Origin of the sequence: Streptomyces sp. NRRL S-337 (assembly GCF_000720175.1) — a bacterium.
GTDB classification, from domain to species: Bacteria; Actinomycetota; Actinomycetes; order Streptomycetales; family Streptomycetaceae; genus Streptomyces; species Streptomyces siderophoricus.
The window spans coordinates 75442-92930 of sequence record NZ_JOIX01000016.1 but is presented as its reverse complement, the minus strand read 5'-3'; the positions used below and the strand labels follow the sequence as shown (position 1 = coordinate 92930).

Genomic DNA, 17489 nt, shown 5'->3' with positions numbered 1-17489 from the left:
GCCGAAGCCGAAATCGGCGCGCATTTCCTGCCGTTCGCGCCGGTGTCGCCGGAAAGAGTGAACGCTTTGATGTGTTCGTAGCTTCAACGTCCTTTTCCTCGTTGCAGGGTGTGCGGTCCGCGGCTGGGACCGCATTGCCTACTAGGAGGACACATGCTGAAGAAGATCGTCGCTGCTGCGGCGGCCACCGGTGGTCTGGTGCTCGCCGGTGCGGGCCTGGCCGCCGCCGACGCGGGTGCCCAGGGCGCTGCCGTGAACTCTCCGGGCGTCGTGTCCGGCAACGTCGTCCAGGTGCCGGTGCACGTTCCAGTGAACGCCTGCGGCAACACGATCTCCGTGGTCGGTCTGCTGAACCCGACCTTCGGCAACTACTGCGTCAACAAGTGACTTTCTGACGCCGTTTGACGTTGTACCTGCACCCGTAAGGGTCAGATCCGGTTCGGCTCCGTGATGCGTGGCACGCATTCGGGGCCTCTGGGTATTTCGGTGGGCGGGCGGATGATCCTCCGGTCTCCCCGGGGGATCGCCGCGCGCACGCATTCCTGTAAGGCACTAGGCAGGGGAATAAATATATGAGACAGGTCGCACGGAAGGGCCTGATCACCATGGCGGCGGCCGGCGGTGTACTCGCCGCGGTCGCCGGCTACGCACACGCGGATGCGGGGGCCGTCGGCGGCGCGGCGAACTCGCCCGGCGTGGGATCCGGCAACAACGTCCAAGTACCGCTGCACATCCCGGTGAACGCCTGTGGCAACACCGTCAATGTCGTCGGGCTGCTGAACCCCGCGTTCGGCAACCACTGCGCCAACGACGGCGGCCACCACACCGGACACCCGGGCGGCCCGCACCAAGGGGGCCACCACCAGGGTGGCCACCACCAGGGCGGGGGCGGCCACCACGGTGGCGCCAGCGCCGCGGGCGGCACCGCGAACTCACCCGGTGTGGGTTCCGGCAACAACGTCCAGGCGCCGGTCGACGTCCCGGTCAACGCCTGCGGCAACAGCGTTTCGGTGGTCGGTCTGCTGAACCCGGTCTTCGGCAACGACTGCGCCAACGACGCGCCGGTACCGGGCCGTCCGCACCAGCCGGGCCAGCCCCACCAGCCCGGCAACCCGCAGCACCCGGGACATCCGCACCACCCCGGGAAGCCGCACCACCCGGGCCAGCCCCATCACCCCGGGAAGCCGCACCACCCCGGCACCGGCGACCACACGGGGCACCACCCGCACCACCCCGGGAAGCCGCACCACCCGGAGCAGCAGCACCCGGGCAAGCCGCACCACCCGGCCACCCCGCAGGGCGGCGGGCACACCCCGGCAGTGCAGCCGCAGACCGCGCCGCACAGCCAGGTCGTGCCGGCTCCCCGGCAGCAGCTCGCGGAGACCGGCGCCGGCGCGGCCGGTTTCGCGATTCCGGCCGCCGCCGGGATGCTGCTCGGGGGCGCGGTGCTGTACCGCAAGGCGCGTGCCGCCGGCCGGTGAACGGCGGCGCTCACGCGGCGATCATGCGACGGTCGGCGCTGTGTGACGAGCGGTAGCTGAGCGCGCATGAGCGCACCGAGGAGCGGGCCCTGCCGAGGCGGGGCCCGCTCTGCTGTTCACGCGCCGGTGATGATCACCACGTGGCGCGGAGCTGTCGGATGATCCGGCGGCGCAGCCGCACCTTGCGGCTGCCGTCCGGATTCAGCCGCAGACGGTCCAACTCCCAGTGTCCGTACTCGGCATGGTCGGTCAGCAAGCGTGTGGTGGCCTTCCGGGAAACGCCCCGTGGCACGTACACATCGCAGAATTCGTATTCCGGCATCGCATCTATTGTGCGGGACCGGCCCCGGTACGGATAGCGTCTGCACTATGTCTGATGCTGCGCAGCCTTCCGCTGACGAGGTACGTGCCGCCGCCGAGGCGGTCAAAGCCGCGCTGGACCGTCACCTCGACGCGGTCGAACGCCGCTCGGGGGAGGACGATCCGGCTGTCTACGCCGCGTTCGACGAGCTCGCCGCCGCGGCCGAGGTGTACGACGAGCTGCTCTACGACACCTACGACGAGGTCACCCCCTTCGAGATCCCCGGTAGCGAGGCGCTGCCCGCGTACGCGGGCCCGGAGGATCCCAGTGCGCTCAGCGTGCTGATCCGGCGCGACTACACCGTCGCCGAACCGCAGCGGCTGCTGCACCAGGCGCAGCGCATCGCGGACCTCGATCCGGATGCCGCCGATGAGGCGGCGGGCCCCTCCGCCGACGCCGCCGCGGTCGTCGGCAGCAGCGTCCATGCGGCGCTGGGGGTGCTCTTCGGGGAGTTCGAACCCGATGAGATCGCCTCCCGCCACAAGGAGTTCGGCCTGGAGGAGGGCGACTCCACGCTGTGGGTGGCGGCCGCCGACGAACCCGCCGAACCGGGCGAGTGGCTCTCCGCGCCGTTCGACCAGGCGGATCCGCAGCGGGTGGTGTGCCGCTTCGACGTCAGCGCCGTCTTCGACGAGGAGCTGGGCGACGACGACGAGCTGGAGCCGCTCGACCGCGAGAGGTGAGGGCGGAGGCGGCCGCTCCGCTCCGGGCGGCCGCCTCCGCACCCCGTCTCACGCCGGGGCGTCCTCCGCGGACGGCACGGTCTGCTGTCCGAGCAGCGTCCGCAGCCGGGTGGTCCGCTCCTTGACGGGCACCTCGGCGACCGCCCGGGCCAGCGCCTGATCGGCGCCCTGCACCACCGACAGATGCCGCTCACCGCGGCTGAAGGCCGTATAGGCCCAGGCGCGGGTCAGTCCGCCGGCGGCGTCCCCCGGCACCACGACCACCGCGGCCGGCCAGCGCATCCCGGCCGCCTGATGGGCGGTGAGCGCCCAGCCGTGCCGGACCGCGCCGCCGACCCGCTCGCGCGGCACCACGACCGCGGTCCCCGCGCAGTCCAGATGCAGCCCCGCGGCGTCGGCGCCGGTGACCGTGCCGGGCAGCGTACGGCCGGGGGCCGGGGCGTAGGCCACGCGGTCGCCGGGGTCGAAACCGCCGAACTGGCCGGGGCCGGGGTTGAGCCGCTCCTTGAGCGCGGCGTTCAGCGCCCGGGTGCCCGCCGCGCCGCCGTGTCCGACCGTGATGACCTGGGTGTCCTCGGGCGGGACGCCCAGCGCACGGGGCACGGAGTCGGCGACCAGCTGGACGGCGCGGTGCACGGCCTCGCCGGCGTCCCGCACCGGGACGATCACGACCTCCTTGCCGGGCGCCTCGACCTGGCTCAGCTCACCGATGCCGATGCCGGACACCAGCTCGCCGATCGGGCCGAAGTCCGGGGTGCGGGAGGCGACCTGGGGGCAGAAACGGGCCGCGAGGACGTCGGCGAAGAGACGGCCGGGTCCGGCGGACCACAGGACGCCGGGATCACCGCTGAGCACCAGCCGGGTCCCGTCGGTCAGCGACTCGACGAGCAGGGCCGCGGTCTCCAGATCCAGCTGCGGGGCGTCCAGCACCACCAGCAGATCGAGCGCGAGGGCGCCGTCCGCGTCCCGTCCGGGGCCCTCCTGCCCGGACAGCAGCCCGGCGACCGTCACCGCCGCCGCGCCCAGGTCCGCGGAACCGGCCTCCGGGCCCGCCCCGGGCGCGAGCGCGGCGAGGTCAGCGGCCAGCCGGCGGCGGCCGTTCTCGCTGTGGGCGGCGCCGAAGGCCCGCAGGCCCAGTGCACGGGCCGCCGCGATCAGCGCGGCCGGCTCGGCGCGGGCCGCCTCCGCGCCCGTATGCGCCACCAGGCCGCTGTGCGCGGCCGCACGGATCAGCTCCGCGGCCGACGGCGACGGCGCGGCGGCGGCCGCGGCCTCCCAGGCGGCGGGGGAGGGACGGACCGGCGCCGGGGCGTCATCGGCCTCCGAGGACGCACCGTCGGCGTCCGCCCGCCCGTCGGCGTCCGCGGAGTCGGAGTCGGGGCCGGCGTCCCCGTCCGCGTCGGCCGTAGCGGATTCGGCGTCCGGCGTCCCGGTGCCGGCGTCCGGAGCGCCGGCGTCCGGGACCGGCTCGAAGGTGTTGAGCAGTCGGGCCAGGCCGTCGGCGACGCTCTCCTCGGCCATGGCCCAGCGGTCCAGGCCCAGCAGGATCCGGACCGGCCGCTCGTCCTCGTCCTCGTCCGCCGCGGGCCGGGCCCGGCCCGGCTCCTCGATCGCGTCCTGGAAGACCAGGACGGCACCCTCGGCGATGGCGGTCTGCAGGGCCTCGTCGGGGTCGGGCACCTGGCGCTGCGCGAGCGCGCTGCGCAGCGCGCCGGCCTCCAGCGCGGAATGCCCCGCGACCGCAGCCTGCTCCAGGAGCCAGCCGACCAGCGCCTGGCCGCGGCGCTCGTCGCCCGGCCCGGCGGCGGCACCGAGCAGCGCCCGCGCGAAGCCGTCGGCCTGCTCGGGCCGCACGCCCGGCACCCCGAGCAACTGCCAGGGATCCTCGCGCAGGACCTCCGCGGCCCGCTCCCCGAGCACCTCGGCGGTCGGTTCCGCGAGGGTCTCCGGGGCACCGCCCGCCCGCAGCACCTGTCGTACGCCCTCGAGGCCGGGGGCGGGGGCCGGGAGAGGTGCGGTGGTGGCGGGGGCGGCGGCGGCCGGGGCTGCTACGGGTGGTGCGGAGGGGCCGGCCGGTGCGGCGGGATGCGCGGTCGCCGGCTCCGGGGGCGGGCCCGCGGGTCCGCCCCGGGGTGCGGGGCCGGCGGGCGCCGGGGCCGCCTTGGCGGGTGCGGCCGGCCTGGCGGGGCGCGGGGCCTCGGTGAAGAACGACGCGGCCGAGCGCTCGCCGCTCTCCACGGCCCGGACGGCCGCCGCCAGCGCCGCCGCGGTGGTCGTGCCGGCCGGGGGCGCCGCGGCCGGTGCCTCGCTCACCGTCGCGCCCGGGTCCGCCGCCTGCGCCCCCTTGGGCGTACGGGCCTCCGCGGTCCCGGGTGCGGCCTCCTGCCCGGGCGGGGTGTCGCCGGCGGGGCGGTCGGTGCTCACAGCGTGCTCCAGTCGTGATCGGGGTAGTGGTGCACCGGAGCCGACACATCGTCCAGCGCCCGGCGGATCTCGTCAGGAAGAGTAAGGGCCTCCACTGACAACGCCGCTCTGAGCTGCTGCGCCGTGCGGGCACCCAGGACCGGCGCGGTCACCCCCGGACGGTCCCGGACCCACGAGAGGGCCACCTGGAGCGGGGTGACGGCCAGTCCGTCGGCGGCGGTCGTGACGGCCTCGACGACCCGGCCCGCCGTCTCGTCGAGATACGGCGCGACGAACGCCGCCAGATGTTCCGAGGCGCCGCGTGAGTCGGCGGGCGTCGCATGGCGGTACTTCCCGGTCAGCACGCCCCGGCCCAGCGGCGAGGACGGCAGGACGCCCATGCCGAGGTCGAGCGCCGCGGGCAGCACCTCGCGCTCGATGCCGCGCTGGAGGAGGGAGTACTCCATCTGGGCGCTCGCCAGGCGGTTGCGCACCCCGGGCGCCGCGAGCTGCCAGGTGGCGGCCTTGGCCAGCTGCCAGCCGGAGAAGTTCGACAGGCCCACGTAGCGCGCCCGGCCGCTGGTGACCGCGAGGTCCAGGGCGTGGAGGGTCTCCTCCAGCGGCGTGTGCGCATCGAAGGCGTGGAGCTGCCACAGGTCGACGTACTCGGTGCCCAGCCGTCCCAGGGAGGCGTCGAGGGCGGCGAGGAGATGGCGCCGGGAGCAGTCCACCCGGCGGTCGGCTTCCAGCACGCTGCCGGCCTTCGTCGCGATCACCAGGTCCTCGCGCGGAACCAGCCCCTCCATCAGCCGGCCGAGGAGGTACTCGGCACCGCCGTCGGCATAGATGTCGGCGGTGTCGACGAGCGTGCCGCCGGCCTCCCAGAACGTCTTGAGCTGGTCGGCGGCTTCCTGCTCACCCGTGTCGCGGGCCCAGTTCAGGGTGCCGAGCCCGAGCCGGGACACGCGCAGGCCCGTTCGGCCGAGGTGCCTTTGCTCCATGGGCCCTGAGAGTACGCGCCGGGCGTCGGGAACAGGGGACCTGTGGACAACCCATCGGTGACGTCCGGCGGGGGTGCGCGCTACAGTCCCCGGAACAGCGACGTTACCGATGGGTAAGGGGAGCGGCATGAGGCTTGGCATCAACCTCGGCTACTGGGGCGCCGGGATGGACTCCGACAATCTCGCGGTGGCGCAGGAGGCCGACCGCCTCGGCTACGACGTCTGCTGGGCCGCCGAGGCGTACGGGTCCGACGCCGCCACCGTGCTCTCCTGGGTCGCCGCCCAGACCGAGCGCATCGACATCGGCTCCGCCATCTTCCAGATCCCGGCGCGGACGCCCGCCATGACCGCGATGACGGCCGCCACCCTGGACTCGCTCTCCGGCGGCCGGTTCCGGCTCGGTCTGGGCGTCTCCGGCCCGCAGGTCTCCGAGGGCTGGTACGGCGTCAAGTTCGACAAGCCGCTGGCCCGCACCCGCGAGTACGTCGAGATCGTCCGCAAGGCGATGACCCGCGAGCGGTTGTCCTACGAGGGCGAGCACTGGACGCTGCCGCTGCCCGGCGGCCCGGGCAAGCCGCTGAAGCTCACCGTCCACCCCCAGCGCCCGCACATCCCGCTCTACATCGCCGCGATCGGCCCCAAGAACCTCACGCAGACCGGTGAGATCGCCGACGGTGCGCTGCTGATCTTCCCCGCCGCCGAGAACCTGGAGGAGACCGCGGTCGCCCCCCTCCGGGCCGGCCGGGAGAAGGCCGGCAAGACCCTGGACGGCTTCGACATCTGCCCGACGCTGCCGTTGGCCGTCGGCGCCGACAAGGACGTCAGCGCGCTGGCCGACATGTTCCGCCCGTACACCGCGCTCTACGTCGGCGGCATGGGCAGCCGCAAGCAGAACTTCTACAACCAGGCGGCCCGGCGGATGGGCTACGAGAAGGAAGCCGTCGAGATCCAGGACAAGTACCTGGCCGGCGACAAGGAGGGCGCCGCCGCGGCGGTCCCCGAGGAGCTCATCGACCGGACCACGCTGCTCGGCTCCGTCGAGCGGATCGCCGACCGGATGCGGGCCTACGCGGAGGCCGGGGTGACCACGCTGACGCTGTCCCCGGCGGGCTTCGGACTGGAGGACCGGCTGGCCTCGCTGCGGGCCGGTACCGAGGCCCTGGAGCGCGCCGGGCTGGCATGAGCGCCGCCGGGCGAACGGACCGGCGGCGCTCAGCGAGAGGCGCCCGGTGAAACGCCCGGTAGCGACCGGCGATGGGCCCGGCGCCGGGGCGCCTGGACCTCGGGCCTTTCCGGGAGCCTGCGGCCGTGGTGGGGGCTCGGGGGATCTTCCCCGCCACGGCCGTCGCGCTGCACAACGCCGGCATGGGGGGCCGGGTTACGCCCCGCCACCCGGCCGCGCCTCGTCCGAACGGGCGAACGGGTGCCCCGCCCGGTTGCCGCGCCCCGAACGCCTGCTTTGACTGTTTGCGGGTGTGTCCGTTCGGAGGTGACGCAGATGCTCTCGGCCCGGAGCCTGTTCCAGGAGATCGTCGACAACGACGAGGCATACCGTCTGTTCTGCTCCATAGCGGCGAGCGGTGAGGCGCAGGGCGGCTGGGAGAACGGCCGGATCGCCGCACTGCTGCCCGCGTCGCTGCGCGATCTGGCGCCCAAGGTCGCCCGGCACGGCGCCGACGAGGACAAGCACGGCCGGATCTTCCAGGCCCTGTTGCGCAAGCGCGGGCTGACCCCCACCGACGTCCCCCGGGCGACCGACTACACCATGCTCCTGGAGCGGCGGGGCATCGGTCTGGCGCACGACAAACTGCGCCGGGACGAGCCGCTCGGCGAGCTCGACGTCATCATCTACCTCGCCCACAGCCGCGTCACCGAACAGCGCGCCGCCGACCAGATGGCCCTGCTCACCAAGCACTTCGGCGACCACCCTGAGGTCGGCAGGGCGATTCGGATGATCTCGAACGACGAGACCAATCACCTCGCCTACTGCCACGAGGAACTGCTCCGCCTCGCCCGGGCCGGCCACGGGCGGACCATCCAGCGCGCCCTCCACGAATGCGCGCACGCCGAGATCGCCGTCTACCGGGACGTCAGCCTGGCCGTGATGGAGCACATGGGCCGCCTCCTGAAGTGGCCCGGGACCAAGTCCGCGGCGCTCACCGCCGGTATCGCGGCGGTGTACGGCTACGAGCGGCTGGGCGGCTGGCGGCGGATGGTCAGCCTCCGGATGCCCGAGCGGCGGAACGCGCTGGGCGGCCCGGCCACCTCCGCCCCGGAGTTCGCGTAAGGGCGCCGCCACCGGGAGCGTTTCCGCTCCGGCCCGCTCAGAGCCAGCCGCGGCGCTTGAACAGCCGGTAGAGCGACACCTCGATGAGGACCATCACCACGAGGACCCCCGGGTAGCCCCACTGCCATCTCAGTTCCGGCATGTTCTCGAAGTTCATGCCGTAGACCCCGGCGATCAGGGTGGGGACGGCCGCCAGCGCCGCCCAGGCCGAGATCTTGCGCATGTCGTCGTTCTGCCGGACGCCCATCTGTGCCAGATGGGCGGACAGAATGTCCGAAAGTAGGCGGTCCAGGTTGTCCACCGACTCATTGGCGCGGGTGAGGTGGTCGTCGACGTCGCGGAAGAACGGCCGGGCGTGATCGTGCACGAACGGCACTCCCGGGTTCTGCAAGCGGGCCATCGGCTCCGCCAGCGGGCCGGTCGCCCGCCGGAACTCCATCACCTCGCGCTTGAACGCGTAGATCTGCGCGGCGGTGTTCCGGGTGTCCCGGCCGCGCACCGGAGCGAACACCTCCGCCTCCAACTCCTCCATGTCCAGGGCGAGTTCGGCGGCCACCTCGATGTAGTGGTCGACCACCGCGTCGCTGATCGCGTAGAGCACCGCGCCCGGCCCGTGCCGCAGGATCTCCGGATGTTCCTCCAGCCGGCGCCGCACCGCGGCCAGCGGGCTGGCCTCCCCGTGCCGGACGGTCACCACGAACGAGTCCCCCACGAAGACCATCAGCTCCGACGCCGTCACCGTCTCGGCCCGGTCGTCGTACGTGACCGGCTTCAGCACCATGAACAGCGAGTCGTCGTAGACCTCCAGCTTGGGTCGTTGGTGCGCCTTGAGCGCGTCCTCGACGGCCAGCGGGTGCAGCGCGAACTCGCTGGTGACGCGGTCGAACTCCTCCCGCGTCGGCTCGTGCATCCCCAGCCAGAGGAAAGAGTTCCCCTCCGCCCGCGCCGCCTTCAGGGCGCGGGAGAAGTCGGCCGCGCAGTCCGTGCGGCGGCCCTCCCGGTAGATGGCGCAGTCCACAATCACACCAGGCATTCTCGCGCGTCCCGGGGACCCCTGCCAGGAAGCGGCAGCCGGAACGTAGGGTGGCGGGCATGCCCACGCTGATCCTGGTGCGGCACGGCCGCTCCACCGCCAACACCGCCGGAGTGCTCGCCGGGCGGGCGCCCGGCGTCGCCCTCGACGAGTGCGGCGCGGCCCAGTCCGCCGCGCTCCCCGCGCGGCTGGCGCAGGTACCGCTCGCCGCCCTCGTCTCCAGCCCCCTGCAGCGCTGCCGGGAGACCATGGCGCCGCTGCTGGCGGCCCGGCCCGGGATCACCCTGCACATCGAGGACCGGATCAGCGAGTGCGACTACGGCGACTGGTCGGGCCGCAAACTGGCCGAGCTGACCGACGAGCCGCTGATGGAGGCCGTCCAGCAGCACCCGTCCTCGGCCGCCTTCCCCGGGGGCGAGTCGATGCGGGCCATGCAGGCCCGCGCGGTGGACGCGGTCCGCGACTGGAACGCCCGCGTCGAGCAGACGCACGGCGCCGAGGCCACCTACGCCATGTGCTCGCACGGCGACATCATCAAGTCGCTGGTCGCCGACGCGCTCGGCATGCACCTCGACCTCTTCCAGCGGATCTCGGTCGAGCCCTGCTCCCTCACCGTGATCCGCTACACCCGGCTGCGCCCCTACCTCGTACGCCTCGGGGACACCGGCGACTTCGCCTCGCTGGTGCCCCGGGAGGACGGCGGCAGCCCGGCGGCGGACCGGGACGCGACCCTCGGCGGTGGTGCGGGCGCAGGGTGATCAGTCGGCGCAGTAGGGTGGTGCGACGGCGCTGCCCGCCGCCCCTGCGGTCCGCAGGACCCGCAGCGACCGCAGACCCCGCAGTCGAGCAATCGGAGCAGGACGTTGTCCCGTCAGGTGTTCTTCTACGACGTACCGGACCGCTTCGTCGCCGGTACGGTCGGGCTGCCTGGCCGCCGTAGCTTCTACCTCCAGGCCACCGCGGCCGGCCGGACCACCAGCGTCGCCCTGGAGAAGACCCAGGTCGCGGCGCTCGCCGAGCGGATCGACGAGCTGCTGGACGAGGTCGTCCGGCGCAGCGGCGGCAACGCCCCGGTTCCTGCCGTCTCGCCCGCCGAGCTCACCGACACCGCCCCGCTGGAGATGCCCGTCGAGGAGGAGTTCCGGGTCGGCACGATGGCGCTGGCCTGGGACGGCGAGGACGAGCGGATGATCGTCGAGGCCCAGGCGCTGGTGGAGCTCGACGCGGACAGCGAGGAGGACCTCGCGGACGCCGAGGAACGGCTGCTCCAGGACGACGAGAACGGCCCGCCGATGCTGCGGGTGCGGCTGACCGGGACGATGGCCAGGGCGTTCGCCAAGCGGGCCCTGGAGGTCGTCAACGCCGGCCGCCCGCCGTGCCCGCTGTGCAGCCTGCCGCTCGACCCGGAGGGACACGTATGTCCGCGCCAGAACGGATACCGGCGGGGCGCCTGAGCGCCATGGAGCCCGCCGTCGAACCGGCCGGGCAGCTGCCCGGTCCCACCGGCCCGCAGGACCCGCCGCCGGCCGCGGCGGAGCCCGCAGGCGGGCCGACCGACGCCCTCCTCGCCGAGGGCGAGCTGACCGTGCGCGGCCGTATCCGGGAGGCCTCCAACGCCGTGCTCTACTGCACGGTCACCCACGACGGCCGCACCGCCTCGTGCGTCTACAAGCCCGTCGCCGGCGAGCGCCCGCTGTGGGACTTCCCCGACGGCACGCTCGCCCAGCGCGAGGTCGCCGCGTACGAGATCTCCCGCGCCTGCGGCTGGGACCTGATCCCGCCGACCGTGCTGCGCGACGGCCCCTACGGCACCGGCATGGTCCAGGAGTGGATCGATCCGCCGGAGAGCAGCGACGAGGTGCCCGAACTGCTGGCACTGGTGGAGGACGAGGAGCCCGGGCCCGGCTGGAAGGCCGTCGGCTTCGCGGAGCTCGGGGAGGGCCGCACCGCGCTGCTGGTGCACGCCGACCACCCGCGGCTGCGGCGGCTCGCGGTCCTCGACGCGGTGATCAACAACGGTGACCGCAAGGGCGGCCATCTGCTGCCCGGCGTGGACGGCGAGTTCTTCGCCATCGACCACGGTGTGTCCTTCCACACCGAGGACAAGCTGCGCACGCTGCTGTGGGGCTGGGCGGGCGAGCCGCTGACCGAGGAGGCGGTGGAGGTGCTGCGCGGGCTCGGGGCGGCCCTGGCGGACGCAGCGCCGCTCGCCGCCCGACTGGCCGAACTCCTCACGGCCGCCGAGATCGACGCGCTCCGGGCGCGGGTGGCTGGGCTGCTGGAGCGCGGCCGGCATCCCGAGCCGAGCGGGGAGTGGCCCGCCATCCCCTGGCCGCCGGTCTGAGCCCGTACGGGACCCCTTGCGGGCCGCCGGTACGCCCATACACGTCCGGCTGCAAACCGCAAGACCGCCTTTCCGGCCAAGACCCGTGGTCCGGTTCGTATGCGGAACATGCATCCGGTTACGCTCAAGGCATGCATGCATGGCCCGCTTCTGAGGTCCCCGCCCTGCCTGGTCAGGGCCGCGACCTGAGGATCCACGACACCGCGACCGGCGGACGGGTGACCCTCGACCCTGGTCCCGTCGCCCGTATCTACGTCTGCGGCATCACGCCGTACGACGCCACCCACATGGGGCACGCGGCGACCTACAACGCGTTCGACCTGGTTCAGCGCGTGTGGCTCGACACGAAGCGCCAGGTGCACTACGTGCAGAACGTCACCGACGTCGACGATCCGCTGCTGGCGCGGGCCGAGGCCACCGGCGACGACTGGACCGCGCTCGCCGAGCGCGAGACCGCCCTGTTCCGCGAGGACATGACGGCGCTGCGGATGCTGCCGCCGCGAGCCTACATAGGCGCCGTCGAGTCGATACCCGGCATCGTCCCGCTGGTGGAGCGGCTGCGCGACGCCGGCGCCGCCTACGAGCTGGACGGTGACATCTACTTCTCCGTCGCCTCCGACCCGCACTTCGGCGAGGTCTCCGGACTCGACGCCGAGGCGATGCGGCTGCTGTCCGCCGAGCGCGGCGGCGACCCCGAGCGGGAGGGCAAGAAGAACCCGCTCGACCCGATGCTGTGGATGGCCGCCCGCGACGGCGAGCCGAGCTGGGACGGCGGCTCGCTGGGCCGCGGCCGGCCCGGCTGGCACATCGAGTGTGTCGCGATCGCCCTGGACCACCTCGGGATGGGCTTCGACGTCCAGGGCGGCGGCTCCGACCTCGCCTTCCCGCACCACGAGATGGGCGCCTCGCACGCCCAGGCGCTCACCGGCGAGCACCCGTTCGCCAAGGCGTACGTGCACGCCGGGATGGTGGCCCTGAACGGCGAGAAGATGTCCAAGTCCAAGGGCAACCTCGTCTTCGTCTCGAAGGTGCGGCGCGACGGCACCGACCCGGCGGCGATCCGCCTGGCGCTGCTCGCGCACCACTACCGCGCCGACTGGGAGTGGACCGACGCGGTGCTCGACGAGGCCGTCGAGCGGCTGGCGCGCTGGCGCGCCGCGGTCTCCCGCCCCGACGGCCCGCCCGCCGAGGCCCTCCTGGAGGAGATCCGCACCGCACTCGCCGACGACCTGGACGCGCCGGCCGCGCTGGCCGCCGTGGACCGCTGGGCCGCCGCGCAGGCGGCCGACGGCGGCACCGACGAGGGCGCCCCCGGCCTCGTATCCCGCGCCGTCGACGCGCTCCTGGGCGTGGCCCTCTGACGGCCACCGCCTGACCCCCGTCCCGCCAGGGGCGCCCGTGCCGGCCGGTACGGGCGCCCCTTTTCCGTGCCCGGGGCCGCGCCCGCACCCGGGCCGGGCGACCGGAAATCCAGCAACCCGGCGCAAGAATCCATGGTGGGCCGCCCCGCCGGCGGGCTACAGCTGTCCGGCATGAGGAAACCAACAGGACTGCGGGCGGCGGTCGTTGCCGCGCTGCTCGGGCTCGTCGTGGCGGTCGCCGGCCCGGCCGGCAGCGCACCGGCCGCCGGCCCCGCGCCCGCCCACACCGTCGGGGACGTCACCGGCTTCGAGGCCGACGGGCCCGTCTACCACCTGCACGCGGGCCGGGCCGAGGCCCGCGTCAGCTTCGTGACGGACCGTACCTTCCGCCTCGAACTCGCCCCGGACGGCACCTTCTCCGACCCCACCGGCAAGGACATCGTGCTGCCCCAGGGAGCCCCGCCGGCCACCCACTGGCGGGACGCCGGCGACGCCTACGAACTCAGCACGGGCAAGGTGACGTTGACGGCGTACAAGGCGCCGCTGCGCTTCGAACTGCGCCGGGCCGACGGCTCCCTGGTCTGGTCCGAGGCCAAGGGCCTGAGCTGGGACGACAAGACCACCACCCAGACCCTCGCACGCGGCGCCACCGAGCAGTTCTACGGCGCCGGCATGCAGAACGGCCGCGGCAACACCTCCCACCGCGGCCACACCGTCGAGGTGGGCGTCGACTACAACTGGGACGACGGCGGGCACCCCAATTCCGTCCCCTTCTACCTCTCCACCGCCGGATACGGCGTCTTCCGCAACACCTACGCCCCCAACACCTACGCCTTCGACGACCCGGTGACGACCACGGCGAAGGAACGGCGCTTCGACGCCTATTACTTCGCCGGGCCGAGCACGAAGGACGTCATCGGCCAGTACACCGCACTGACCGGAAAGCCCTTCCTGCCGCCGGTGTACGGCCTGGAGATCGGCGATTCGGACTGCTATCTGCACAATGCCAACCGCGGGGAGCGGCACACCCTGGATTCCCTGAAGGTCGCCGACGGATATGTGCAGCACGACATGCCCAACGGCTGGATGCTGGTGAACGACGGCTACGGCTGCGGTTACGAAAACCTCGGCCAGACCTCCCAGGGGCTCGGCGGCCGGAAGATGAAACTCGGACTGTGGACCGAGGACGGCATCGCCAAACTCGCCGACCAGGTCAAGGCCGGACAGCGGATCGCCAAACTCGACGTCGCCTGGGTCGGCGACGGCTACAAATTCGCCCTGGACGGCTGCAAGGACGCCTACCGGGGGATCGAGGACAACAGCGACGCACGCGGCTTCACCTGGGCCCCGGAGAGCTGGTCCGGCGCGCAGCGGTGCGGCGTCCAGTGGTCCGGCGACCAGAGCGGCAGCTGGGAGTACATCCGCTGGCAGATACCGACCTACGCCGGCGCGACGATGTCCGGGCTCGCCTACACCACCGGTGACGTGGACGGCATTTTCGGCGGCAGCCCCAAGACGTACGTCCGCGATCTGCAGTGGAAATCCTTCCTCCCCGCGGTCATGACGATGGACGGCTGGGCCGCCAGCGACAAACAGCCCTTCCGCTACGGCGACCCGTACACGGCCATCAACCGGAAATACCTGAAGCTGAAGGAATCGCTGCTGCCGTACATGTATTCCTACGCGGCCGAGGCGACCCGGACCGGGGTCGGGCCGGTGCGTCCGCTGTCGCTGGAATACCCCGACGACCCGAAGGCCGCCTCGGACGCCGCGAAGTACGAATTCCTCTCCGGCCAGGACTTCCTGCTCGCCCCCGTCTACCAGGACACCGACACCCGCAACGGCATCTACCTGCCCAAGGGCACCTGGATCGACTACTGGTCCGGACGCACCTACCAGGGGCCGATGACCCTCGACGGCTACAGCGCGCCGCTGGACACCCTGCCGCTGTTCGTCAAGGCCGGTGCCGCCGTGCCGATGTGGCCGGGCATCACGTCCTACCAGGACCGGACCGCCGGGTCCCCGCTCGCCTGGGACGTGTACCCGCAGGGCCGCTCGTCGTTCACGCTCTACGAGGACGACGGGGTGACCCGCGCCCACCGTACGGGCGCCCGTGCCACCCAGCGGGTGGACGTCACGGCGCCCCGCTCCGGCGCCGGTGACGTACGCCTCGCCGTCGGGGCCTCGAAGGGCTCCTTCCACGGCAAGCAGACCAGCCGGCCCTACGAGTTCACCGTGCACACCGGGGACGCGCCGCGCGGGGTGGAGCTGGCCGGCCGTCCGCTGAAGCGGCTGCCGTCCGCGCGCGGCCTCCGAGCGGCCGACCAGGGCTGGTACTACGACCCGGCCGACCGCGGCGGAGTCGTCCACGTCAAGACCGCCGCCCGCCCCACCGACCGGGCCTTCGGGCTGACGCTCAAGGGTGCCAGCGCGGTCGGCGGCCGGACCCCGGGCGCGGGCGTCACGGTCACGACCCCGGGCGGCCAGGAGGTGACCAAGGGCGCGCCGACGACCGTACGGACCGCGGTGACGGCCGGCACCCGGGACGCCACGGACGTCTCGGTGTCGCTGTCCGCGCCCGAGGGCTGGCGGGTCTCCGCGCCGGTGCACCACGGCCGGCTCGCGGCCGGCGGCACCGCCCGCGACACGCTGACCGTGACCGCGCCCAAGGACGCGAGCAGCGCCGACCCGGTGACCGTCACCGCGACCGTCCGCTACCGGGCGGCGGGGGCGCCGCGCACCACCGTGCACCGCTTCGAGGTACGGCCCGTACCGTCCGCGCCGGCCTCCGACACCTGGGCGAGTGACATGGAATGGCTGACCGCGGCCAATGGCTACGGACCGGCCGAACGGGACCGCAGCAACGGCGAGTCGGGCCCGGCGGACGGCCATCCGCTCACCCTCGCGGGGAAGACCTACGCCAAGGGCATCGGTGCGCACGCCAATGCCGACCTGGAGTTCTTCACCGGGGGGCGCTGTACGTCGTTCACCGCGGACGCCGGGATCGACGACGAGATCGCCGACTACGGGGAGGTCGCCTTCTCCGTGGAGGCGGACGGCAAGGTGCTGTGGACCTCGCCGAAGCTGACCGGGAAGTCGGCGCCGGTGGCGGTGGACGTACCGCTCGGCGGCGCCCGGCACGTACGGCTGAAGGTGACCGACACCGACGGCAAGAAGTCCGGTGACCACGGCGACTGGGCGGGGGCGCGCTTCCACTGCTCCGGATGACGGCCCTGGGATCGGGATGACACACAGGGCGCCGGACCGGCTCGACGGCCGGTCCGGCGCCCTGTGCGTGTGGATCGCCCCGGGGCCGCGCCCGGGTTTTAGTCGCCGCTCTCCTCCGGGCCGTCCTCGTCGGGCCGCCGGGAGGAGTCGGACGGGCCGGTGTCCTTCGGTCCGGTGCCGGGCTCGCGCGGCTCCTTGGGTGCCGGGCGGGGCGGCCGGGTGCGGCCGCTGGTCGTGTCGCGGAGGTAGGAGCTGTCCCGGCCCTCCGCGAGCCCGCCCTCGGTGGCCACGCCGGGACCGGACTGCGGGTCGCGGCGGCGCAGATAGCGCTCGAACTCGCGGGCGATCGCCTCGCCGGACGCCTCCGGCAGGTCGGCGGTGTCCCGCGCCTCCTCCAGCGACTGCACGTACTCGGCGACCTCGCTGTCCTCCGCCGCCAGCTGGTCCACGCCCAGCTGCCAGGCGCGCGCGTCCTCGCTCAGCTCGCCCAGCGGGATGCTGATGTCGAGGAGGTCCTCCAGGCGGTTGAGCAGCGCGAGGCTGGCCTTCGGGTTGGGCGGCTGGGAGACGTAGTGCGGCACCGCCGCCCACAGGCTCACCGCCGGCACGCCCGCGTGGGTGCACGCCTCCTGGAGGATCCCGACGATGCCGGTCGGGCCCTCGTAGCGCGACTCCTCCAGATCCAGCCGTCGGGCCAGGTCCGCGTCCGAGGTGACCCCGCTGACCGGGACCGGGCGGGTGTGCGGGGTGTCCCCGAGCAGCGAGCCCAGCACCACCAGCATCTCCACGCCCAACTCATGGGCGAAACCGAGGATTTCGTTGCAGAACGAGCGCCAGCGCATGCTCGGCTCGATGCCGCGGACCAGCACCAGATCGCGCGCCCGTCCCTTGCCGTTCGCATCGCTGACGCGGACCACGGAGAGCCGGGTGGTCGGCCAGGTGATCTTGCGTACGCCGCCGTCGAGGAAGACGGTGGGACGGTTCACCTGGAAGTCGTAGTAGTCCTCGGCGTCCAGCGCGGCGAAGACCTCACCCTTCCACTCCCGGTCCAGATGGGCGACCGCGGCGGAGGCGGCGTCGCCGGCGTCGTTCCAGCCTTCGAACGCGGCCACCATGACCGGGTCGATCAGCTCGGGCACCCCCTCCAGCTCGATCACCCAGCGCCTCCTTCCGACCGGCCCGGCCGTCGGGGACGGCGGCCGGCAGCAGTTCCATTACGTGCGTCACCAAGCCTACGGCTTGTGTGGCCCCGGTCCGCAGCCCCTGTGCACGAACGCGTCCCGAGTCATCCGATCTGTGGCCGAGGT

The 17489-nt window shown here is 73.3% G+C and carries 15 protein-coding genes; 10 read left to right on the top strand and 5 right to left on the bottom strand.

All coding sequences use genetic code 11. The features are described 5' to 3' along the window. Positions 1-153: 153 nt before the first annotated feature. Together chpH and IG62_RS49845 are read left to right on the top strand one after the other, a co-directional pair. Positions 154-387 (top strand): chaplin ChpH, encoded by a 234-nt coding sequence (gene chpH, locus IG62_RS0114500; RefSeq protein ID WP_030801911.1) that lies wholly within the window; start codon positions 154-156, stop codon positions 385-387. A gap of 185 nt (positions 388-572) precedes the next feature. After that, positions 573-1481, top strand: a complete 909-nt coding sequence (locus IG62_RS49845) for a chaplin (RefSeq protein ID WP_030801909.1) — start codon at positions 573-575, stop codon at positions 1479-1481. 133 nt (positions 1482-1614) lie between these two features. Here the strand turns inward: IG62_RS49845 and IG62_RS0114490 are convergent, their stop codons facing one another. Continuing rightward, positions 1615-1803, bottom strand: a complete 189-nt coding sequence (locus IG62_RS0114490; protein WP_030416245.1) for a DUF5703 family protein — start codon at positions 1801-1803, stop codon at positions 1615-1617. A 47-nt stretch (positions 1804-1850) separates the two neighbouring features. On the opposite strand from IG62_RS0114490, the gene IG62_RS0114485 reads away from it, so the two are divergent. Beyond that, the gene (locus IG62_RS0114485) at positions 1851-2525 is read left to right on the top strand and encodes a hypothetical protein (RefSeq protein WP_030801907.1); all 675 of its coding nucleotides are present in this window, start codon (positions 1851-1853) and stop codon (positions 2523-2525) included. Positions 2526-2573: 48 nt separating this feature from the next. On the opposite strand, the gene IG62_RS0114480 is transcribed toward IG62_RS0114485, so the two are convergent. Further along, entirely contained in the window at positions 2574-4949 is a 2376-nt protein-coding gene (locus IG62_RS0114480) for a helix-hairpin-helix domain-containing protein (RefSeq protein ID WP_037838332.1), read from the bottom strand. Beyond that, entirely contained in the window at positions 4946-5929 is a 984-nt protein-coding gene (locus IG62_RS0114475) for an aldo/keto reductase (protein WP_030801903.1), read from the bottom strand. The genes IG62_RS0114480 and IG62_RS0114475 overlap by 4 nt, the downstream gene beginning before the upstream one ends. A 127-nt stretch (positions 5930-6056) precedes the next feature. Here IG62_RS0114475 and IG62_RS0114470 point away from each other — a divergent pair, with 127 nt between their 5' ends. Continuing rightward, on the top strand, positions 6057-7112 hold the full coding sequence (locus tag IG62_RS0114470) for an LLM class F420-dependent oxidoreductase (protein WP_030801900.1): 1056 nt from the start codon (positions 6057-6059) through the stop codon (positions 7110-7112). A gap of 315 nt (positions 7113-7427) precedes the next feature. Continuing rightward, positions 7428-8216 carry a hypothetical protein gene (locus IG62_RS0114465; protein WP_030801898.1) on the top strand — a complete coding sequence of 263 codons (789 nt, stop codon included), beginning with the start codon at positions 7428-7430 and terminating at the stop codon, positions 8214-8216. A 37-nt stretch (positions 8217-8253) separates the two neighbouring features. Here IG62_RS0114465 and corA read toward each other — a convergent pair whose 3' ends face one another. Further along, the gene (gene corA, locus IG62_RS0114460; protein ID WP_030801896.1) at positions 8254-9249 is read right to left on the bottom strand and encodes a magnesium/cobalt transporter CorA; all 996 of its coding nucleotides are present in this window, start codon (positions 9247-9249) and stop codon (positions 8254-8256) included. A gap of 59 nt (positions 9250-9308) precedes the next feature. Between corA and IG62_RS0114455 the strand changes: the two genes are divergently transcribed. From IG62_RS0114455 to IG62_RS0114435, 5 genes are all read left to right on the top strand, one after another. Then, entirely contained in the window at positions 9309-10007 is a 699-nt protein-coding gene (locus IG62_RS0114455; protein WP_030801894.1) for a histidine phosphatase family protein, read from the top strand. Between the two features lie 105 nt (positions 10008-10112). Continuing rightward, positions 10113-10703, top strand: coding sequence for a DUF3090 domain-containing protein (locus tag IG62_RS0114450; protein WP_078872005.1), 591 nt, complete (start codon positions 10113-10115; stop codon positions 10701-10703). Positions 10704-10708: 5 nt separating this feature from the next. After that, a complete protein-coding gene (locus IG62_RS0114445; protein ID WP_030801890.1) occupies positions 10709-11593 on the top strand; it encodes an SCO1664 family protein in 885 nt (294 codons plus the stop codon). A gap of 131 nt (positions 11594-11724) precedes the next feature. After that, the gene (gene mshC / locus IG62_RS0114440) at positions 11725-12954 is read left to right on the top strand and encodes a cysteine--1-D-myo-inosityl 2-amino-2-deoxy-alpha-D-glucopyranoside ligase (RefSeq protein ID WP_030801888.1); all 1230 of its coding nucleotides are present in this window, start codon (positions 11725-11727) and stop codon (positions 12952-12954) included. Between the two features lie 171 nt (positions 12955-13125). Next, positions 13126-16182, top strand: coding sequence for an NPCBM/NEW2 domain-containing protein (locus IG62_RS0114435; protein ID WP_030801885.1), 3057 nt, complete (start codon positions 13126-13128; stop codon positions 16180-16182). Positions 16183-16280: 98 nt separating this feature from the next. Here IG62_RS0114435 and IG62_RS0114430 read toward each other — a convergent pair whose 3' ends face one another. After that, entirely contained in the window at positions 16281-17339 is a 1059-nt protein-coding gene (locus IG62_RS0114430; RefSeq protein ID WP_051798063.1) for a PAC2 family protein, read from the bottom strand. Between the last annotated feature and the right edge of the window lie 150 nt (positions 17340-17489).